This window comes from Janthinobacterium sp. SUN120 (genome assembly GCF_030397735.1).
In the GTDB taxonomy this organism is placed as follows: domain Bacteria; phylum Pseudomonadota; class Gammaproteobacteria; order Burkholderiales; family Burkholderiaceae_D; genus Janthinobacterium; species Janthinobacterium kumbetense.
In genome coordinates, this window is sequence record NZ_JAPUBW010000003.1 from 159695 (window position 1) to 181267 (window position 21573).

The window sequence follows — 21573 nt, forward strand, 5'->3', positions numbered from 1 at the left end:
GCCGCTCGCTACGCTTCTGTCAGGTACTGAGAATGAGTTGAATATAATTAGCGAGTGCAAAGTTATGAAGCCATTTGAACCCAATCTGTCGAGCCTGGCCGTGGCGCGCGAGATCCTGCTCACGCCGTTCGGCCTGGATGAAGACAAGCTGTTGAAAGCCCTGGGCACGATGTTTACGCACAAGGTCGACTATGCCGACCTGTATTTCCAGTCGACCAAGAGCGAAGGCTGGAGCCTGGAAGAGGGCATCGTCAAGACGGGCAGTTTTTCCATCGACCAGGGTGTGGGCGTGCGCGCAGTGTCCGGCGACAAGACGGCGTTTGCGTATTCCGACGATATTTCCGAGCGTGCCCTGCTGGAAGCGGCGGCGGCCACGCGCACGATTGCGCGCGCCGGCGCCGGCAGGATCAAGATCGCGGGCCAGATGCAGCCGCAGGGCGGACGTTCCTTGTACCTGCCCAACGATCCGCTTGCCTCGCTGGATGCCACGGCCAAGGTGCAATTGCTCGAACGCGTGGAAAAGATGGCGCGCGCGAAAGATCCCAGGGTCGTGCAAGTGATGGCGGGCCTGGCCGGCGAATATGACGTGGTGCTGGTGCTGCGTAGCGACGGCGTGCTGGCGGCCGACATCCGTCCGTTGGTGCGCGTCTCGCTGACGGTGATCGCGGAACAGAATGGCCGCCGCGAAACGGGCTCGGCAGGCGGCGGCGGGCGTTACAGCTATGACTATTTCAGCGATGCCGTACTGGAACAATACGCGGCGGACGCCGTCAATTCGGCCCTGGTGAACCTGGAAGCGCGCCCGGCGCCCGCCGGCCCCATGACCATCGTGCTGGGCCCGGGCTGGCCCGGCATCCTGTTGCACGAAGCCATCGGCCATGGCCTGGAAGGCGATTTCAACCGCAAAGGTTCGTCCGCGTTTTCCGGGTGCATCGGCGAGCGCGTGGCCGCCAAGGGCGTCACCGTGGTCGACGACGGCACCCTGGCTGGCCGGCGCGGCTCCCTGAATATCGATGACGAGGGCAACCCCACGCAGTGCACGACCCTGATCGAGGATGGCATCCTGAAGGGTTATATCCAGGACACCATGAATGCGCGCCTGATGAAGATGCCCGTGACGGGCAATGCGCGCCGCGAATCGTTCGCCCACCTGCCCATGCCGCGCATGACGAATACGTATATGCTGGGCGGCGACAAGGACCCGGGCGAGATCCTCGCCTCCGTCAAAAACGGCTTATATGCCGTCAACTTCGGCGGCGGCCAGGTCGACATCACGAATGGCAAGTTCGTCTTTTCGGCCAGCGAAGCGTACATGATTGAAAATGGCAAGCTCAGCTACCCGGTGAAGGGCGCGACCCTGATCGGCAATGGCCCGGACGTGCTCAACCGAGTTTCCATGATCGGCAACGACATGCGCCTGGACTCGGGCGTGGGCGTGTGCGGCAAGGAAGGGCAGAGCGTGCCCGTAGGCGTGGGACAGCCGACCTTGCGCCTGGACGGCATTACCGTCGGCGGCACGGCTTAGATCGCCATTTCAGGAACCTACTGCGCAGCCCACTCTTGAGTTTGCGTTGCTCGCTGTACCTGAAGTACAGCTGCGCTACTCAACCCAATATTGGGCTTGCTCGCTACGGTTCCTGAAACGCCTGATACGTTGAAAATATGACGAAATTCAGAACTTGTACTTCACCCCAGCACTGATGAAGCGTCCCGCCGCGCCCGCGTAGTCGAGCGGGTTGTAGCCCGTGGCGCCATACGTGAGCGGATCGAGCGGGGCGATCTTGTCGAACAGGTTTTGTATGGTCGCAAACACTTCCAGCTTGGGCGTGGCCAGCCAGCGGGCCGTCAGGTCCACCGTGGTGAACGAGGCGATGCGGCAGCCGCGCGGCGCATCCGTGCCGTTGGCGAAGTGCGTGGCGCAGCCGTCCGGGTCATTCTTGAACAGCAGGTTATCGAGCGGCGCGCGGTAGTTGACGTTGGCCGTGACGCGCCAGTTCAGGCGTTCCCAGGTGGCGCCCAGGTTAATGCGGTCGTCCGGCGTGCCCATGCAGTTGGACACGTCGCAATTGCCATGTGTGCCGGCAAAATCGCGCTGCGTGCCGTCCTGTTCCGTGCGCAGCCATTTGTACAGATGCGTCCACTTCAAGTCGAACACCAGGTTGCCATAGTCGCTGCCCAGGCTGAAGCGCTGGCGCGCGTCGATATCGATGCCGCGCACCGTCGTTTGCGCCGAATTCACATAATTGGCCAGCACGGCCGTGATAGCGCCCGGATCGCCGGCGATGCCGGTGGCCGTCGACGGGTCGCGCGCCACATGGCCTTCGGCGATGGCCGTGTCCGTTTGCTCCTGGTTGATTTCATTCTTGCGGCGGATTTGCCACAGGTCGACGGAAATGCTGGTGCGCGGCAGCGGGTCCCACACGGCGCCCACGGAATAGCTGCGCGAACGTTCGGGCGACAGCTTCGGATTGGGCGAGGTGATAACGGCGATGGAAGCCGGATCGCAGGCCGCTTCCACGCCCAGTGCGCAGCGCAGCGGATCGCTGGCGGTGGAGAACGCGGCCAGGCCGCCGACGCCGTTTTCCGCCGCGCTGGGGGCGCGGAAACCCTTGGCGAAGGTGCCGCGCAGGGCCAGTTCGCGCACGGGTGTCCATTTCACGCCCACTTTCGGCGTATAGGAGTTGCCCACGTCGGTAAAATGGTCGGCGCGCAGGGCGCCCGATAGTTCCACGCTCTTCAGCACGGGCGCCAGCATCTCTGCATAGATGGCCGAGGCGTTGCGGCTGCCCTTATAGGCGGAATAGCCGAGACCAATGATGTTGCCCCGTTCCGTGCCCGTGGTGGGCTTGAGTTCCGTCGATTCGTGGCGGAATTCCGCGCCCACGGCGACGCCCAGGGCGCCGCCGTCGAGCTTGGCCACCTCGCGGCTGGCCTTGAAGTCGATCTGCGCGATATGCGTCTTGGCGTCGTTCGAGATGCGCGGCGACAGGGCCGCGTACAGCTCGCGCGAATTGAGGCCCGCGTTTTCCGCGATGCGCCACAGGCTGCCGGACGGCAGGGCCGCGTACGCGGGGTTCAGGCTGGCCCGCTCCACGTTGGCGGCGCTCGGGTTGAGCAGGGCGAAGGCGACGTCGCGCTGCAGGTAGCCGTCCAGGTCGTTCGACACCTTGTTCTGCGAGTACAGCAGGGCGCTGTCGATATCCCAGCCCGCCACGCTACCCTTGATGCCGGCGACAAAGCGCATGAAGGTGGATGTGACTTCCGACAGGCGCGGCCCCACGTCGGCCGCCAGGTAGCGCAGCCGCGCCGCCGTGCCGAAATACGGATTGTCCGGGTGGGCGGCGCCCAGCGATACGCCTGCATTGCTGACGGGGCCGCCCGGATAGCCGACCGAGCCGCTGACCGTCGAGGGCGTGGTGGCCGAGTGCGATTCGCTGTGATACAGATTCAGCTCGGCATACGTTTGCAGCTCCGGCGTCAATTGCCAGGCGCCGCGGCCGAAGAAATTGATGTTCTTTTGCTTGGGCTGGATCTGGCCATATTGCTGCGCGGCATCAGTCAGGCAGCCGCCGCCCGGATCGCCCTGCGGGTGAGTCGTGAAGTTGCCGCAGGCGGCGCCGGGGAAGGTGCGCGTAAAGCCCGCGCCAGCGAGGTTGCCGCGGTTGTAGTAGTCGAGCGTGTCGGGATTGCGCACATTGCCGTTGACGGCGCTGCCGGCCGCATTGTTGGTGGTGATGGCGCCCGCGCCGCTGAGGGTTTCCTGCGCGCTGAAGCCCAGGTCGCGCAAGTCGCTGCGGCCGACGGCCCCCCGGCCGGCCCGGTCGCGGTTCCAGATGGCGGCCTTTTCGCTGTACTCGAGGTTCAGCAGCACGTTGTAGCGGTCCGTGTCGATGTCGCCGAAGCCGTGCGTGATGGCGGCGCGCGCGTCGCGCCCGTCCCACTCCTTCGTCTTGCCGTAATTGCCCTTGATGGCCGTGCCCTGGTAGTCGCGCCTCAGGATCACGTTGACGACGCCGGCGATGGCGTCCGAACCATAGATGGCCGAGGCGCCATCCTTGAGGATTTCCACCCGTTCCACGGCTTCCAGGGGAATGATGTTCAGGTCGGCAAACACTTTCTGCCCGTCGTCGGCCAGGCCATATGGCGCGACGCGGCGGCCGTTCAGCAGTACCAGGGTCGAGGCCGTGCCCAGGCCCCGCAGCGACACGCCGGAGGCGCCGGCGGCAAAGCCGTTGCCGAAGGTGGTGGGGACGGAGCCCTGGTTGTCGACGGCCAGGGTCTGCAGCAATTCGGCCACGCTGGACTTGCCCGATTTTTCAATGTCGGCCGCGCTCAGGGTTTGCACGGCCGACGCCGTTTCCGCCTGCGCGCGGCGGATGTTCGAGCCGGTGATTTCCACGCGCGCAATCGGCGCGGCGTCCTGCGCCAGGACGGGTAGGCTCAGCAGTGCACTGGCCAGTGCCAGGCCCAGTCTGGGTGGTGAAAAGGCAGCGGAATGCAAGGATGGTGTAGGGGTCATGCGGTTCTCCGGAAAGGTCAGGCAGTCAAAGGTCATCGATACGTCCTTGAGTTTTGTCCGTGCGGCGATGCCGGGACTAGACCTGGATCAAGGAGTGCACCGCTTGTCGTCGATAGAATGGCTGGCGTGGCGTGGTTGCCACGACGGGCACAACGGTGGCGCCGGGGATGCAGAGTCGCGGCGAGATTCACAGCGCGCAACTTTTTATGCTTTTTTGCGGGTTATGCAGTGTAAAACGGCAGCGGCATGCGGCTTTGCCGACAAATATGCTTGCCAACCCTTGCGATTTAGGTTTATAGTCGTTCATCACTTACGGATGACTCGCATGTTCGCTCGCCACTTTTTTACCGCTTATTTTTACTTTAGCAATTCCAACCCAAAGGCGGTGGAGTAGCGGTCGGTTCACGTAGCAGCAAAACGAGATCCCAGCAAATTCTAAAAAACCGCCACCGATGGCGGTTTTTTTTTACCCAGATGTTTTACCCTTCCTTAAATTTTGGAGAAAATGATGCCCCGCACCGATGATTTGCGCATTCGCGAAATGAAGGAACTGACCCCGCCGTCCCACCTGATCCGCGAATTTGCCTGCTCGGAGCAAGCCGAACAGACTGCCGCCAGCGCCCGCATTGCCCTGCACCGTATCCTGCATGGCCAGGACGACCGCCTGATGGTGGTGATCGGGCCTTGCTCCATCCACGATACCAAGGCGGCGATGGAATATGCGCGCCTGCTGGTCAAGGAGCGCGCGCGTTTCGCGGGCGAACTGGAAATCGTCATGCGCGTCTACTTCGAGAAGCCGCGCACCACGGTGGGCTGGAAGGGCTTGATCAACGACCCGTACATGGACAACAGCTTCCGCATCAACGACGGCTTGCGCATGGCGCGCGAACTGTTGCGCGATATCAATGAGCTGGGCTTGCCTGCCGGCACCGAGTTCCTCGACGTGATCAGCCCGCAATACATCGCCGACCTGATCAGCTGGGGCGCCATCGGCGCGCGCACGACGGAATCGCAGGTGCACCGCGAGCTGGCGTCGGGATTGTCCTGTCCGGTCGGCTTCAAGAATGGCACGGACGGCAACGTGAAAATCGCCGTGGAAGCCATCAAGGCCGCCTCGCAGCCGCACCATTTCCTGTCCGTCACGAAAGGCGGCCACTCGGCCATCGTTTCGACCAACGGCAACGAGGATTGCCACATCATCTTGCGCGGCGGAAAAACCCCGAACTATGACGCGGCCAGCGTGGACGAGGCGTGCAAGGCGATCGCCGCGCAAGGCCTGGCGGCGCGCCTGATGATCGACGCCTCGCATGCGAACAGCTCGAAAAAACCGGAAAACCAGATTCCCGTGTGCGCCGACATCGCCAGCCAGGTGGCCGGCGGCGATGGTCGCATCGTCGGCGTGATGGTGGAATCGCACCTGGTGGCGGGCCGCCAGGATTTGATCCCGGGCAAGGAATTGATCTATGGCCAGTCCGTCACGGATGGCTGTATCGACTGGAGCGCCAGCGTGGCCGTGCTGGAAAACCTGGCGGCCGCCGTCAGGCAGCGCCGCCTGCAGGGCGACGCGGAATAAGGTGGCGCGCAGCATGAAAAAAAGCCCGGAAAGCTAAGCTTTCCGGGCTTTTTCAGTTTTCAGCCGATGCAATCAGCTTAGAACTTGTAGGAACCGCTCAGGTAGAACTGGCGGCCCAGGGCGCTCGAGTACGATGGGTTGTAGCCAATTTGATGCGAACCCGTGTTACGCAGGGTGAACGGCGGATTGCGGTCGAACAGGTTCAGGATGCCGCCCGTGATTTCCACGTTCTTCAGCGGACGGTAAGCCGTCTGGAAGTCGAAGGTGGTGTAGCTCGGCACTTCCAGCTGGATGCCATAGCATTCGCCAGGGCTGCCGGCGACGATCACGGCGCAATCGTCGACCGTCTGTTCCTTGTCCGTGTAGCCATTGCGGTAGCTGGCGCTCAGCGTATGCGTGAACTTGGCCGTCTCATACGAGGTGGTGGCGCGGATGATGTTGCGGAAGCTGACCTTGTCGTTCGAACCGTAGCGATTCAGGCTGGTTTCCCACTGATCATCGGTGCCCGGCGTAGTGTAGCGCGAACGCAGCAGGTAGGTACCCATCAGGCGGCTCGTCAGGCGGCCGTCCAGCAACTTCATCTTGTGGGTGAAGTCGTAGTCGATACCGCGGTTTTCCACCTTGCCGATGTTAATCGGCAGCAGCTTGATTGCCAGCACGTCGAGGCCTGTCGAGGTGATGTGCTTGGTGGTGAACAGGTTGGCGTACTTGGCTGGATTGTTGAAGATCAAGCCTTCGGAGACGGCCGTGACCTGGTCGCGGATTTCCACGTTCCACAGGTCGAACGACATCGACAGGCTGTCGATCGGCTCGAACACGGTACCGATGCTCCATTGCTTCGACGTTTCCGGCTTCAGCTCAGGATTGCCGCCTTGGAAGGCTTCGAATTGCTGACGTCCAACGCCACTGCAGTAGCTGGCCAGCGGGTGACCGCCCATGCCGTTTGCCGCCGTCAATGGGCATTGGTAGTTACCGCCCGTGACGCCCCAGTCTTCCAGCGGTCCGGCGATTTCCTGCATGCTGGCGGCGCGGAAGCCGGTGCCGGCAGCGGCGCGGAACATCAGGCTCTTGGTCGCGGAATACTTGCCGCTGATTTTCCAGGTGGTGGCGTTTTCTTTCTTGCCTACCGTCTTGCCCGTCAGCTTGTCGTCGATGGCGCCGATCTGGTCATAACGCACCGAGCCGGTCACTTCCAGTTTTTTCGAAATCGGCAACATCAGCTCGGCATAGGCGCCCGCGTTGTCGCGTGCGTATTCGCTGTCGACTTGCGCATTGTCAAACAGGATTTGCGCCTGCTTGGCGACATCCGCCTGTTGCATCTTGAACGAGGTGTTGCGGTAGTCGGCGCCCACGCCCAGCATGGCGGTGCCGCCCGGCAGCGAGAACACAGGGCGCGAAGCGCGGCCGTCGACGCCCTTCATTTCCACGGTTTGCGTGTTGTAGGTGCCGCTGAAGCCAGTGCCGAGCAGGGCTTGACGCATGGCGTCCGGCATGGCGCCCACGGGGTAGGCGAACGGGTCGATAGTGCCGGCGTCGAGCAGGGCGTTGAACTTGTCGGACAGCGGGAAGCCGCTGACGTAGTCCTGCGTCTGCTTGTTTTTCGAGTACGTCACGGCCGTGTTGATATCCCAGCCGAATGCACTGCCTTCCACGCCACCGACGAGGTGGGTCGCCTTGTTGCCGTAGTCGTACACGCGGTTACCCATTTCGGACAGGCGGTACTTGGCGACGCCGCTCACGGCATTGGCCAGTTGCGACGGGCTCAACTGCGAGGCCAGGTACTTGCTGAACAGGGGCGAGTTCGGGGAAATGGAGAAATCGGCCGGGTACGGCGCGATGCTGGCCTTGATGCTCGCTTCGGTGTAGGCGAAGTCGTAGAAACCTTGCCAGCCGGTCTTGCCCAGCTTGACGGTACCCGAACTGAATAGCGAGTCGCGCTTCGATTCGGGATTGATTTCAATGGTCGACGGCGAGTCGAAATAGCAGTTGCCATCGCCGTAGAAGTCCATATTGCCAGGCGCGCACTTGCCGCCATGGGCCAGTGCATACGGATTGGCCAGGTTGACGGTATCGACGAACGGTTTGTTGGTTTCCGGGTTGATCACCACATTGCCGTTTGCATCGGTACGGTTGTAGGTGGCAGCGGCATTGGCTGCCGACGAACGCGAGGAACCGTTGATGAATTGCAGCGCCTTGCCGGTCTTCGGATCGTTGAAATTGATGATGCCGCTTTTCGCGAAGCTGCGCTGCGATGCTTTCAGCGATTTTTGTTCGTCGTGGCTGGCCGACACGAAGATGCTGTAGCCGTCTTCGTCGATATCGCCGAAGCCCTTGCTGATCGAAATCGAATTGCTGGCGCCACCTTTTTCTTCAGGGCGCGAGTACTTGGCGTTGATTTCCAGCGGCGATGTGCCTTTTTTCAAGATGAAGTTGACCACGCCGGCGATGGCGTCGGCGCCATACAGGGCCGAGGCGCCGTCCGTCAGCACTTCCACGCGCTCGATGGCCGACAGGGGGATCGAATTCAGGTCGATGGTGGTGCCGGAATTGGATGGCGCCAAGCGGCGGCCGTTCAGCAGCACCAGCGTGTAGGCTGCGCCGATATCGTGGATCGAGGCCGTGGTGACGCCACCGCCGCCGCCGCCCACCGAATCGGCGGCCACGGAGAAGCCCTGCATTGCAGGAATTTGCTGGATGAAATCGGTAACCGTGGTAACGCCGGTTTTCTTGATGTCTTTCTGGTTGAACGACTGCACCGGCAGCGACGCTTCGGAAGCGATGCGCTTGATGCTCGAACCCGTGACTTCCACGCGTTGCATGGTGCCATCTGTTGTTTCTTGCGCATACGCGGCGTGCATGCTCAGGGCCATGCCGCCTGCAAACATCAGGCGCAGCGACCGCGATATTACATTTTCTATCATCATCTGAAATTCCTTGTTATTGTGATAAAGATGGCATTTATTTTGAAATAACATGTTGCTTGCTGACAATTTATTTGCTTATTTCAAAATTGACCAACGAAAATTCTGTAAATTTTCTTGGGCCTCATCAAAACATTCACGATTCAGATTGTCAATTTCGCGCGGACTTTTTGGACGAAATGCAACATTTCCCTGTTTTTTTTATAATCCTTCAGCAATAAAATATCGTGAACCCTTGTCAGCCGTGCTCAGATGCGTAAAATAAAACGGCGCACATCATCGCTGATGGCGCCGTCTTTGCTCCCGCTGGCATATGCTTGCCAGCGCTGTCTGTCTGATCGCGTTTCCCGCAATTTCCCCTTAAAACGTATAGCTGCCGCGCAAGTACCAGGCGCGCCCGACCGGGTCCGTGTAGCGCGGGTCATAGCCTTTCTGGAACAGGGTGCCCTGGTTCGAGAACGGCGGTTCCTTGTCGAACAGGTTTTTCACGCCGGCCGTCAGTAGCAAGCCTTTCCACGCATAGCTGCCCGACACGTTCAGCAGGCTGTAGGACGGCACATCGTGGCGGTACTGCGGATCCACCTGGTTCTGATCCGTGTAGCCGGACTTGAACGATTGCGACACGGTGGCGCCCCAGTTGCCCATGCGCCAGTTCAGCGCCGCCGTATGCTTCCAGCGGAAGACGGGATTGTTGTCCGCGTAGCGGCCCACGTTGGCGATGAATTCGCCGCCGCGCTCGTTCTGGTAGTCATACTTGTGGGTCCAGGTGCCGTCGACCGACACGCTGAAATCGCCATACGCGCCGCGTCCCAGGCGCGCATTCAGGCTGACGTCGATGCCGTCGGTTTTCACTTCACCGATGTTGTCGTTCAGGTCGAGGATGGCGTAGGGAGAACCGTCGGGATTGCGCAGGAACAAGGCCTTGTATTTTTCATAGTTGCCGTAGATCGATTGTTCGGGCAGGGACGAAATCTTGTCCTTCAAATGGATGTTCCAGTAATCGACGGCGACGGTGACTTCCTTGATGGGTTCGAGCACCAGGCCAAAGGCGAAGGTGGTGGATTTTTCCGGTTTCAGCTTTTCATTTCCGCCTTGCAGCTTGAATTGCTGCAAGTCGCAATCGCGCAAGGGATTGGCGCCCGGTTGCGGCACGCCTCCGGGGCACAGGATCGGGTCGTCGTAGGAGTCGTTGGTATCGTTCTTCGACGGCGGCGCATTCTTTTCAAACAGCGTGGGCGCGCGGAAACCCGTGCTGGCCGAGCCGCGCAGCACCAGCGCGCTGCTGGCCTGGTAGCGCAGGGCCAGCTTCGGATTGGTGGTGCTGCCCACGTCGCTGTAATGGTCGAAGCGGGCGGCCAGCTGCACTTCCAGGTCCTTGATCAGCGGCAAGTTAACTTCGCCGAAGACGGCCTGGATCGTGCGTGAACCGCTCTTCGACAGCGAGCCGGACAGGCCTGAACTGGTGGCCTGGCCGGCGATGTCGCGGTTCACGTTGAAGTCGGCCTTTTCGCGCCGTACTTCGCCGCCGAGCGCGATCGCCAGCGGGCCGCCGGCCAGTTGCATCAGGTCGCGGCTGCCCTTGAGGTCGAAGCCCGTGGTGGTGACCTTGGCGTTCTGCACTTCGCCGCGCAGGGCGGTGCTGTCCAGATAAGTCTTGCCGGCCGCATCCTGCACGCCAAACGGGTTCAGGATGCCATTGAGCACGCCGGCGGCGAACGAGGCATCCTGCACATAGCCACCCGTAAATTTCTCCGACGATTTGCTGATCGCGTGGCTCAGCCCCGTCTTGTAATCCCAGCCGGCCAGTTCGCCTTCGAGAGCCAGCACCAGGCGGTCCGCCTTGCCGTCCGAATCGATCTGCCGCTGGCCCGCTTCCACGGGGCGCCAGTTGACGCTCAGCGGCTGGCCCGACAAGCCCGGCTGCGCCGGTACGCCGCCCGCATTGCCCGGATAATATTTGCTGCTAATCGGCAAGATCAAGCCCGTTTGCGGCGGCGGCGCCGTGCGTGCTTTCACCTTGTTTTCCGAATGCAGATATTCCACCGTGGCCAGGTGGCCGCCACCGAGCTTGAAGGCGCCCTTGCCGAAGAAGGCCACTTGCTCCTGCGCGGGCAGATCGTCGATCTGGCGCGTGTAATCCTGGCGGCAAGTGCCGTTGGCGGCCGCCACCGACAGCGGTGGCAGACAGCCGCTGGCCGCGTACGGATTGCCGGCCAGGCCCTTGCCGCCGTTGGCCGCCGCATCGAAGTAGTTGCCGGGGAAGGTGGTGCCGCTGGTGAGCGACAGGCCCCGCTCGGGAATGATGCCGGTCTTGGAAAAATCGCGGTCCTGCGACGTGAGCACATTTTGCTTGTGGTAGTCGACCACGCCGAAAATATTGTAGCCGTCCGTGTCGAGCTTGCCGAAACCCGTCGACAGGTTGATGCGGTGCTCGCCGCCGCCCTTGTGCTCGGGCGCGACGACTTCGGCGGTGATATTCGTGACGTTGACGGAGCGCTTCGTGATGAAGTTGATGACGCCGCCGATGGCGTCCGTGCCGTAGATGGCCGAGGCGCCATCGCGCAGCACTTCGACCCGTTCCAGGGCGGCGATGGGAATGATGTTCAGGTCGACGCTGGCGCCGTCATATGGATGGTTGGCGATGCGCCGGCCGTTGAGCAGGACCAGGGTCTTGTCGCCGCCCAGGCCGCGCAAGTCGGCGCTGGCCTGGCCGCCCGTGGGCAAGCCGCTGGTATTGCCGCCGACGGCATTGCCGCTGCCCATGCTGGACGCATTCGAGGGGATCTTGCTGAGTACTTCCTGGGCCGTCGTCAAGCCCTGTTTGGCAAAATCCTCGGCCTTGAAGATGGACAAGGGCGTCGCCGTTTCCGAGACGAGGCGTTTGATGGAGGAGCCGGTGACTTCGACGCGCTGCATGCTGCTGGTATCGCTGACTTCTTGCGCCAGCACCTGCTGGCTGAGCAGGCCTGCGGCAAGGCCGCTGGCGCAGATCAAACGGATGGAACGGGACAAGCGTGTTTCTCTGATCATGTTCAAGACTCCTGGAAAAGCGGTTGGCTAGAAGGGCAAGAACGGCCGCGCTGGTTGGCGCACCGAGAACATTGAAAAGTATTTATATCTTTTCAAGAGATTCACTGTAATGAGCTGCAAAAGTTTTTGTCAACGTGGCAAACAGGTTTGTGTGCCTAAACAACGCAGTGCATCAGAGGTACTGATTTAGAACAAAGAAGGTGCATTTTGTGCCGCATTTTTGACGAGGCTGCCATCCCCCTCGTGCGCAAAATAAAAAAACGCTCGCTGCAGTGCAGCGGGCGTTGGTGTGGATGGCATGGCGATAGTGACTTGTGCCTGCCGGATGTTCAGGCTGTGCGTGGCAGCCTGAGCGGACGCTTAGAAGAACTTGTAGCTGGCGCCCAGTTTGAAGTAACGGCCGATGGCGCCGCTGGCGTCCATCGGGTTGTAGCTCATGCCGCCATAGGTCAGCGGGTCGAGCGGCGCGATCTTGTCGGTCACGTTGTTGATCGAAGCAAACAATTGCAACTGTTTGTTGACGTTCCAGCGGGAGGACAGGTCGAGCGTGGTGAACGAGGCGAGCTTGCAACCGTTCGGCGCCGGCGTGCCGTTCGCCAGTTTGGAGGCGCAAGGGTCGCCTTCGAACTTGATATTTTTCATATCCGAACGGTAGTTCAGCACGCCGCTGACGTTCCAGTTGCCCAGGTCCCACGAGCCGGTGAGGTTGATCTTGTCCTTCGGCGTGCCGGCGCAGTTGGACGTATCGCAGTTGCCGTGCGTGCCGGCGAACTGGTAGCGCACGGTGGCCGACTCGGCCCGCACCCACGATGCGATGTGGGTCCAGGTCAGGCCGAACGTGGCGCGGCCGTAGTCGCCCAGGCGCACGCGCTGCTTGATGTCCAGGTCGATACCCTTGATCTCCGTGTAGCTGGAGTTGCGGTACGGCGCCTTGGTGATCAGCAAGGTGCCCGTGTTTGGCGTGACGACGCCGTTGATGGTCAGGTTGTTGTCGGAACGGATGGCCGTCGGCAGGGCGGCCGCTTCGTTGTAAGGCAGGGGATTAATCTCGTTTTCACGCTTGATCTTCCAGCCGTCCAGCGACAGGCTGGTATCGTTGAACGGATCCCACACGATGCCCAGGGTGTAGCCCTTGGATTTTTCCGGTTTCAGGTTCGGGTCGCCGATCTTGACGGCCGCCACTTGCAGTTCGCAGTCGCTGGCATTGGCGCCAGGCAATTGCTTGCCTCCGGGGCAGCGCACGGGATCGCTGACGGTCGAGGTGCCCGTCGATTGCGAATTGGCATTGCTTTCGGCCGGGCCCGGTGCGCGGAAGCCTTCCGAATACGTGCCGCGCACGGCGAAGGTCTTGACGGGCGTCCACTTGGCGCCCAGTTTCGGCGTGGTCGACGAGAAACGGTCGTATTTGTCGTAACGCAAGGCGCCGGACAATTCCACCGTCTTGATCACGGGCGCCAGCACTTCCAGGAAGACGGCCGAGACCTTGCTGTCGCCTTTGGCGGCCACATAGCTGGAGTTGATGGAACCGTTTTCCGTGCCCGACAACGATGGATTGTCGAGCTTGTCGCGACGGTGTTCCGCACCCACGGCCAGGCCCAGGGCGCCGCCCGGCAATTGCATCAGTTCGCGCGATGCCTTGAAGTCGATGATGTCGAGCTTGGTCGTGGAGTCGGACGTGGCGTTGGTCACCATGGCCGCGTACAGCGAGGCCGGATTCTTGTTTGCCTGTGCACCGATGTAGTACGGGAAATATTTGCTGTTCGGATTGCCCAGGGCATCCTTGACGACGGCCATGTTCAGCATGTTGCTGTAGTCGAGGTGCAGCTTCGATTCCGAATGCGTGTAGCCGGCATCGTAATCCCAGCCCATAGCATTGCCCTTGACGCCGAGCACGATGCGGTTGAACTCATTGTTGGCCTGGCGCGTGCTGGCGCCCACGTCGAAGGCCTGGTAGCGCACGCGCACGGGCACGCCATAGGGATTTTGCGGATGGTTGGCGGCCAGCACGATGGTGGTGCCAGCGCCAGAACCGTAGTTGATCACGCCAGTCGGGCTGGTGGCGTTGGGCGGGAACGCGATGGTGGGCGTGACCGATGGCGGTATCAGCGTAAACGCCGTGTCGCGCTTCGAGTAGCCCGCTTCCGCATACACCTGGGTGTCGGCATTGACTTGCCAGGTGCCGCGCGTGTACAGGTTGACCGATTCGATCTTCGGCTGCATCGAGCGGAACTGGTCATGGTGCCACAAACAGCCGCCTTTCGGATCTTGCGGCGAAGATACGGACAAGGAGGAGCAGCCTGGCAGCGACACATAGTTGTTGGTGACAGGATCGCGGATCAGGCCCGTGGGCGAGGCATTCGCATCGTTGGTGCCGTTGATGTAGCCGCCGGCGAACTGGGTGTTGATCGCGTAGCCATACGGACGCAGGTCGGCCTTGCCTATCCATTTGCGGCCGGAGCGCTCATTGTTCATCAGCATGTCCGATTTGGTGTATTCGGCATTGACGACAAAGTTGTATTTATCCGTGTCCAGGTTGCCCTTGCCGAAGGTCAGCGAGGCGCGGTGCTGTTTGGCGTCGCTGTCGCCGGAAATGCCCGTGTCGCCTTTCAGGGTCAGGCCTTCGAAGTCCTTGCGCAGGATGATGTTGACGACGCCGGCGATGGCGTCCGCGCCGTAGGTGGACGAGGCGCCGTCCTTGAGGATCTCGATGCGTTCGACGATCTGCATCGGCACCGTCGACAGGTCGGTGAAGCTTTTCTGGCCGTCATCGGCACGCGCGAACGGCGCCATGCGGCGGCCGTTCAGCAAGACCAGGGTCGAGGTGGCGCCCAGGCCGCGCAGCGAGATGGCCGTGGAACCGGCGGCAAAGCCGTTGCCGAAACCCGTCGGCAAGGAACCCGCGCCATCGGCGGTCAGGGTTTGCAGGTATTCGGCCACGGTGGCCTTGCCCGACTTCATCAGGTCGTCACGGCTGATGACCTGTACCGGTGACGCGGTCTCGGCCGTGGCCCGTTTGATGCTCGATCCGGTAATTTCCACACGTTGTACATTGGCATCTTGCGCCATTGCCGGCACAGCCATCATGCCAAGGCTGACCGCTGCTACGCTACCTGAAAAGATCAGGCGTACGGAGCGGGACATAACTGTTTCCATCATCATTCTCAAAACTCCGAAAGTAAGTTCGGCTGGTCGGTTTGCGACACAACCTCGCTAAGCTAAAAAAGATTGCTGCGTCGGCAATCGCTGTGGGTCAAACGGCAGACTGTGAGTAGCCGTGATTGATAAGACCACTTGCCGAGAAAGCTTGTCAACGTTGGGATGTGACCTTTCAGCATGGAAACAACAGTGTTTTTTCCAATATTGCGATGTTTTTAAAATGGCATTTTTTTAATGCTGCGCTACGATATATGCTTTCCGCCGGCGTATTGAAATGGCGCTCATTCGTGGACGTAAGGGTTTCTACCAATACGTTTTTTTGTGGCGCCGATCCGGCTATGTTGCGTTGCGGAAAATATTCGCAACGCCGCGAGCGGACCTTGCCGCGCGTTGCACGCATGCTGCGGCTTTTTGCCCGGCGAACAGAATATGCGTTATCGTTACGCCTTTTTCCAGCTCGCCAGGACAGCGGCGCGACTGGCGGAAAACAAGGCATAGATCTTGCGAGGATGGACTGGTTTTGGCGGTGGAATCCTGTATCCCAGGAGGAAGCCAGTACAAGCGCACCAATACGGTGCGACAGATAATCGAGATGAAGGGTATTACATGAAGTCACCATGGATGCGGCGCGTGGCGCTGCTCGCCTGCCTGGCCACCCTGCCGCTGGCGGCCGTTGCCGCCGATGCACCCAGCGCCGCGGCCGCGCCGGTCAAAACCTTGCGCTATATCTTGCCGGCCGCCGAGACGGGCTTCGATCCGGCCACCGCGCGCGACCTGTATTCGAACCACATCACGCAGGCCGTCTTCGACACCCTGTACACCTATGATTACCTGGCGCGCCCCGTCAAGGTGGTGCCCGGCGCGGCCGCCGCCATGCCGGAAGTGTCCGCAGACGGCAAGACCTACACCATCCGCCTGAAAAAAGGCATCCTGTTCACGCCGGACGCCGCGTTCGGCGGCAAGCGCCGCGAACTGACGATGGCCGATTACGTGTATTCGTGGAAACGATTGTTCGACCCGCGCCTCGCTTCGCCGCACAGCTGGCTGTTCGAAGGCAAGGTAGTGGGGCTGGACGACCTGGCCAAGGAAGCTGCCAAGGCGAACAAGCTGGACTTCAACAAGAAGGTGGCCGGCCTGGAAATTCTCGATCCGTACACCTTGCGCATCACGCTGACCAAGACCGATTTCAACTTCCCCATGATCCTCGCCTACGTGCCGACGGCCGCCGTGGCGCGCGAAGTGGTGGACAAGTACGGCGACGTGAAGGGCGAAGTGGGTTCGAATCCCGTCGGCACCGGCTACTACACGCTCGGTGAATGGACGCGCGGCAACCGCATCGTCCTCAACCGCAACCCGCAGCACTTGCCGGAAACGTGGAATTTCATGGCTGGCGACGACCCGGACGACCAGCGTATCGTGCGCCAGATGCAGGGTAAACGCATTCCCGCCATCGACCGCATCGAAATTTCCGTGATGATCGAAGACCAGTCGCGCTGGCTGTCCTTCCAGAGCGGCGGCACGGACGTGTTTTGGCTCGACGGCCCGCTGGCGCCGAAAGCATTGCTGAACGGCAAGCTGCGTCCCGAACTGGCTGAGAAGGGCGTGCAACTGTCGCGCTTGCTGGACCCGGAGATCAGCTATTACTACTGGAACATGGAAGACCCCACCCTCGGCGGCTTCAGCAAGGAAAAGATCGCGCTGCGCCGTGCCATTGCCATGGCGCACAATATCGATGAAGAAATCCGCATCATCTGGAATGGCCAGGCCAAGCGCCTCGACTATCCGATTCCGCCTGGCGTCGTCGGCTACGATCCCCACTACAAGAGCCTGCTGCAATACGATCCCGTGCTGGCCAATAAATTGCTGGATAAATTTGGCTACAAGAAGGGCGCCGACGGCTGGCGCACTTTACCGGACGGCAAGCCGCTCCTGATCCGCTATGCTTCGCGCAACGAAGCCAATGGCGTGCTGCAGGCGGAAATGTGGCGCAAGACCTACAACTCGCTGGGCATCCGCATGGAAAACGACCGCATGATCTTTTCCGACATTTTGAAGACGGAAAAGCAGTGCAAGATGCAGACGCGCACGGCGCCCTGGTTGGCCGATTATCCGGACGGCGACAACTTCATGCAGCTGTTCTATGGCCCGAACACCCACCAGAACAACAATGGCTGCTACCAGGACCCCGAGTACGATAAATGGTACGCCGCCAGCCAGGCCATGCCGGCCAGCCCCGAGCGCGACGAGCTGTTCCACAAGATGGCGCGCCGCCTGGAAGTCAATGCGGGCGCCCTGATCGGCTATGCGCGCTACCGCAACATGCTGGCGCAAAAGTCGGTGCAGGGCTACAAGAAGCACCCGATCCTGTTCCAGGAATGGGCGTACATGGATATCGACAGCACGGGCACGCCAGTGGCGCCTGTTGCCGATTCTGCTAAAAAATAAGCGCGGCTTATAACAACAAGGAATCATTATGTTTGCTTATATCCTGCGCCGCTTGTGGCAGATGCTGCCCACCATGCTGGGCGTCGCCCTGCTGGTGTTTATCCTGTTCAACTGGGTGGGCGGCGACCCCGCCTACATCCTGGCCGGCAAGATGTCTAGTGCGGAAAGCATCGCCAACATCCGCCGCCAGCTGGGCGTCGACCAGCCGTACTACGTGCAACTGTGGATCTTCATCAAGCAGATCGTCACGTTTGACTTCGGCCAGAGCTGGGCGACGGGGGAATCCGTGTCGCACATCATCACGTCGCGCCTGGGGCCGTCGATGATGGTGCTGATCCCGCTGACCGTGCTGGAAACGTTTTTTGGCGTGGCGCTGGCGCTGGCCATCGCGTTTGTGCGCGGTTCGCTGACGGACCGCGCCGTTATGATCGCCTGCACGGTGGGCATGTCGATTTCCATCCTCGTCTACATCATCGTCTTTCAGTACGGCTTTGCCTACAAGCTGGGCCTGTTCCCCGTGCAAGGCTGGGGCGACAGCTTCTGGGAAAACCTGCTGCGCTATTCCACCTTGCCCATCCTGATCGGCCTGGCCGTGTCGATTGCGCCCACCCTGCGCCTGTTCCGTACCTTCGTGCTGGACGAGGCCAACCAGGATTACGTGCGCACGGCGCGCGCCAAGGGCTTGAAGGAAGGCCGCATCATGTGGGTCCACGTGCTGCGCAATGCCGGCATTCCCATCATTACCTATGTGATGTCGAACTTGCCGGCCCTGCTGATCGGCGCTTTCCTGCTCGAGCGCTTCTTCGGCATCCCCGGCATCGGGCGTGAAGTGATTCTGGCTGTCGAGCGCAGCGACTTTCCGGTGATCAAGGCGATCACCGTGTATGTCGCCGCCGCCACCATGCTCTTCAACCTGCTCACCGACCTGCTGTACCAGGCGGTCGATCCTCGCGTACAACTGAAGTAGAAAGAGACGATGTCGAAACCTCATACATCGCCCGGCCTGTGGGCCCTGGCGTGGCGCCGTTTGCGCGGCGACAAGATTGCAATGGTATCGCTGGCCGTGGTCGGCGCCTTTTTCCTGCTGGTGCTGGCTTCCGCCAGCGGCCTGGTCGCTTCGAACTGGGAAGACGAAGTGGCCGTCAGCTACGCGCCGCCCACGTTTGTCGGCGCCGACAAGGACGTGGCCGCGGCCGGCGACGGGGCCATTCCCTTGGCCGACGAGCGCAGCTCACCCACACCCGTCAACGTGCTCGACCCGCTGGCCGACGATATCGCCGAACTGCGCGCCCAGATGGGCAGCAACCCATCGGCTGGCGTGGAAATGTACGGTGTCACGGACCCGCTGGCCGACGACTTGACGGCCTTGCGCGCTGGCATGGGCAAGGCCAAGAAACTCGTCACGCACAAGGCGGCAACCTTGCCGTTCGGCGCCGACAAGTGGGGCCACGATATCCTGCAGAAAACCGTCAAGGGCGGCGAGACGTCGATCGTCGTGGGCCTGGTGGCCGCCTTGCTGGCCGTCGTGCTGGGCACCATCTTTGGCGCCGTGTCCGGCTATTTCGGCGGCATCGTCGATGACTTCTTCAACTGGTTCTACAGCATCTTCACGTCGATTCCTTCGATCCTGATGATTTTGACGGTGGCGGCGGTCTTGCAGCAAAAGGGCGTGCTGACCATCGTGCTGATCCTGGGCTTGACGGGCTGGACGGGGCCGTACCGCTTGATCCGCGCCGAATACATCAAGCACAAGGCGCGCGAATACGTGATGGCGGCCGACGCCATCGGCGCCTCGCACTGGCGCAAGATGTTTTCCCACATCTTCCCGAACGTCAGCCACGTTGCCTTGGTGCAAATGTCCATCCTCGTGGTGGGCTTCATCAAGGCGGAAGTGATCCTGAGTTTCCTCGGCTTTGGCGTGCCGGTGGGCACCGTCTCGTGGGGCAGCATGCTCAACGAGGCACAAAATGAACTGATCCTGGGCAAATGGTGGCAGCTGACAGCCGCCGCCACGGCGATGGCCGTGCTGGTGACGGCGTTCTCGCTGTTTACCGATGCCTTGCGCGATGCGCTCGACCCCAAAGTGAAATAGGAGTTGCTCATGGACCAGAATAACCTGTTGGAAGTGCGCGACCTGCGCGTCACCTTCCGCCTGGACAAGAAGACCACGTTCGAAGCCGTCAAGGGCATCTCGTTCAACGTGCCGCGCAACAGCACCGTCGCCCTGGTGGGCGAATCGGGCAGCGGCAAGTCCGTCAGCTCCCTGGCTGTGATGGGCTTGTTGCCGCCGGACAACACCATCATCGACCCCGCTTCCAGCATCCACTTCGGCGGGCGCGACTTGCTGCAACTGTCGATCGCCGAGCGGCGCACCATGTGCGGCAAGGATATCTCGATGATCTTCCAGGAACCGATGTCGTCCCTGAACCCCGTCTTCACGGTCGGGTTCCAGATCGCCGAAGTGTTGCGCCAGCACATGGGCATGAACCGCAAGCAGGCGCGGGCGCGCACCCTGGCGCTGCTCGAGGAAGTGGGCATACCCGACCCCGCCACGAAAATCGACGCCTACCCGAGCCAGATGTCAGGCGGCCAGCAGCAGCGCGTGATGATCGCCATGGCCATCGCCTGCGAACCGAAGCTCTTGATCGCGGACGAGCCGACGACGGCGCTGGACGTGACGATCCAGAAGCAGATCATGGACCTCATCGCAGCGCTGCAAAAGAAACACCAGATGTCCGTGCTGTTCATTACCCATGACCTGGGCCTGGTGGGAGAGATCGCCGACCAGGTGATCGTCATGCGCCACGGCGAAGTGCGCGAGACAGGGGACGTGCGCCAGGTATTCGAGGCGCCGCAAGACAGTTATACCAAGGCGCTGCTGCATTGCCGCCCGTCCCTGGACGAGCGCCCTTGGCGCCTGCCCGTCATCGCCGATTATATGGATGGCAAGGCGGGTCCCGGCATCGAGGTGAAGCAGCGCACGCGCGGCTACACGCCGGGCGACGAACCCGTGCTGGTGGTCAATAACTTGAGCAAAAGCTTTTACACGCGCGAGGGCTTGTTCGGCAAGCGCGAATTCCAGGCCGTCAAGGATGTGTCGTTCACCTTGCCACGCGGAAAAACGCTGGGCGTGGTGGGCGAGTCCGGTTCCGGCAAGACGACGGTGGGCTTGACCTTGCTGCGCCTGCACCAGGCCACGGGCGGCACGGCCATGTTCCACGGCAAGGATCTGATCGCCATGCCGAACAAGGAGTATTTGCCGTATAAACGCCGCATCCAGATCATCTTCCAGAATCCATATGCCTCCCTGAACCCGCGCTTCACGGTGGGACAGATCCTGCTGGAGCCCATGCGCATCCACAAGATCGGCGCGACGGACCAGGAACGCATCGCCAAGGCCTACTGGCTGCTCGATAAAGTCGGCTTGCCGGAACAGGCCTTCCACCGCTATCCGCACGAGTTTTCCGGCGGACAACGCCAGCGCATCGCCATTGCCCGCTGCCTGACCATGCAGCCGGAAATTCTCGTGTGCGACGAATCCGTGTCGGCGCTGGACGTGTCGGTGCAGGCGCAGGTATTGAACTTGCTGCAGGATTTGCAGGATGAATTCGGATTGTCGTACATCTTCATCTCGCACGATTTGTCCGTCGTCAAATACATCGCCGACCAGGTGATGGTGATGCACAAGGGGCAAGTGGTGGAACTGGCCGATTCGGATGAGCTGTACCGCAATCCCGTGCATCCGTACACGCGCACGTTACTAAGCGCCATACCGAAGGGCGTGCAAATATAACGTCTGTCAAAACCTGCTGCGCGTCGCGCTTTGCGGCCTGCGATGCTCGCCGTGCTCAAGCACGGTTGCGCTTCTTAGCCACAAATCACTGCCGCTCGCTACGGTTATGTCCGACGTTTAGGTCGGGCTTTTTACG

At 61.2% G+C, this 21573-nt stretch carries 11 protein-coding genes; 7 read left to right on the top strand and 4 right to left on the bottom strand.

The window, feature by feature from the left end:
- Positions 1–64 precede the first annotated feature (64 nt).
- Positions 65–1525 (top strand): metalloprotease TldD, encoded by a 1461-nt coding sequence (tldD, locus tag O0879_RS18630; RefSeq protein WP_289899860.1) that lies wholly within the window; start codon positions 65–67, stop codon positions 1523–1525.
- Between the two features lie 147 nt (positions 1526–1672).
- Here tldD and O0879_RS18635 read toward each other — a convergent pair whose 3' ends face one another.
- Complete coding sequence (locus tag O0879_RS18635; protein WP_289918085.1) at positions 1673–4519, bottom strand: TonB-dependent receptor; 2847 nt, start codon at positions 4517–4519, stop codon at positions 1673–1675.
- Positions 4520–5027: 508 nt separating this feature from the next.
- On the opposite strand from O0879_RS18635, the gene aroG reads away from it, so the two are divergent.
- The gene (gene aroG / locus O0879_RS18640; protein ID WP_099665300.1) at positions 5028–6092 is read left to right on the top strand and encodes a 3-deoxy-7-phosphoheptulonate synthase AroG; all 1065 of its coding nucleotides are present in this window, start codon (positions 5028–5030) and stop codon (positions 6090–6092) included.
- A 77-nt stretch (positions 6093–6169) separates the two neighbouring features.
- Here aroG and O0879_RS18645 read toward each other — a convergent pair whose 3' ends face one another.
- The 3 genes from O0879_RS18645 to O0879_RS18655 all read right to left on the bottom strand — a co-directional run bounded on the left by O0879_RS18645 (position 6170) and on the right by O0879_RS18655 (position 15184).
- Positions 6170–9016, bottom strand: a complete 2847-nt coding sequence (locus O0879_RS18645) for a TonB-dependent receptor (protein WP_289918086.1) — start codon at positions 9014–9016, stop codon at positions 6170–6172.
- A gap of 357 nt (positions 9017–9373) precedes the next feature.
- Positions 9374–12043, bottom strand: a complete 2670-nt coding sequence (locus O0879_RS18650; RefSeq protein WP_289918088.1) for a TonB-dependent receptor — start codon at positions 12041–12043, stop codon at positions 9374–9376.
- A 360-nt stretch (positions 12044–12403) separates the two neighbouring features.
- On the bottom strand, positions 12404–15184 hold the full coding sequence (locus O0879_RS18655) for a TonB-dependent receptor (protein ID WP_289918090.1): 2781 nt from the start codon (positions 15182–15184) through the stop codon (positions 12404–12406).
- Positions 15185–15363: 179 nt separating this feature from the next.
- On the opposite strand from O0879_RS18655, the gene O0879_RS18660 reads away from it, so the two are divergent.
- From O0879_RS18660 to O0879_RS18680, 5 genes are read left to right on the top strand one after another with little or no spacing between them, the layout of a single operon-like run.
- The gene (locus O0879_RS18660; protein WP_289918092.1) at positions 15364–15786 is read left to right on the top strand and encodes a hypothetical protein; all 423 of its coding nucleotides are present in this window, start codon (positions 15364–15366) and stop codon (positions 15784–15786) included.
- 19 nt (positions 15787–15805) lie between these two features.
- Positions 15806–17644, top strand: a complete 1839-nt coding sequence (locus O0879_RS18665) for an ABC transporter substrate-binding protein (protein ID WP_081345921.1) — start codon at positions 15806–15808, stop codon at positions 17642–17644.
- 28 nt (positions 17645–17672) lie between these two features.
- Entirely contained in the window at positions 17673–18611 is a 939-nt protein-coding gene (locus tag O0879_RS18670) for an ABC transporter permease (RefSeq protein WP_289918093.1), read from the top strand.
- A 9-nt stretch (positions 18612–18620) separates the two neighbouring features.
- Positions 18621–19736 (top strand): ABC transporter permease, encoded by a 1116-nt coding sequence (locus tag O0879_RS18675; protein ID WP_289918095.1) that lies wholly within the window; start codon positions 18621–18623, stop codon positions 19734–19736.
- Between the two features lie 9 nt (positions 19737–19745).
- Positions 19746–21437, top strand: a complete 1692-nt coding sequence (locus O0879_RS18680) for an ABC transporter ATP-binding protein (RefSeq protein ID WP_289918098.1) — start codon at positions 19746–19748, stop codon at positions 21435–21437.
- Positions 21438–21573 lie beyond the last annotated feature (136 nt).

Bases quoted from the DNA above. Each gene is read 5' to 3' on its own strand.
- tldD (WP_289899860.1), top strand. From the start codon at position 65: ATGAAGCCATTTGAACCCAATCTGTCGAGCCTGGCCGTGGCGCGCGAG.
- O0879_RS18635 (WP_289918085.1), bottom strand. From the start codon at position 4,519: ATGACCCCTACACCATCCTTGCATTCCGCTGCCTTTTCACCACCCAGA.
- aroG (WP_099665300.1), top strand. From the start codon at position 5,028: ATGCCCCGCACCGATGATTTGCGCATTCGCGAAATGAAGGAACTGACC.
- O0879_RS18645 (WP_289918086.1), bottom strand. From the start codon at position 9,016: ATGATGATAGAAAATGTAATATCGCGGTCGCTGCGCCTGATGTTTGCA.
- O0879_RS18650 (WP_289918088.1), bottom strand. From the start codon at position 12,043: ATGATCAGAGAAACACGCTTGTCCCGTTCCATCCGTTTGATCTGCGCC.
- O0879_RS18655 (WP_289918090.1), bottom strand. From the start codon at position 15,184: ATGTCCCGCTCCGTACGCCTGATCTTTTCAGGTAGCGTAGCAGCGGTC.
- O0879_RS18665 (WP_081345921.1), top strand. From the start codon at position 15,806: ATGAAGTCACCATGGATGCGGCGCGTGGCGCTGCTCGCCTGCCTGGCC.
- O0879_RS18670 (WP_289918093.1), top strand. From the start codon at position 17,673: ATGTTTGCTTATATCCTGCGCCGCTTGTGGCAGATGCTGCCCACCATG.
- O0879_RS18675 (WP_289918095.1), top strand. From the start codon at position 18,621: ATGTCGAAACCTCATACATCGCCCGGCCTGTGGGCCCTGGCGTGGCGC.
- O0879_RS18680 (WP_289918098.1), top strand. From the start codon at position 19,746: ATGGACCAGAATAACCTGTTGGAAGTGCGCGACCTGCGCGTCACCTTC.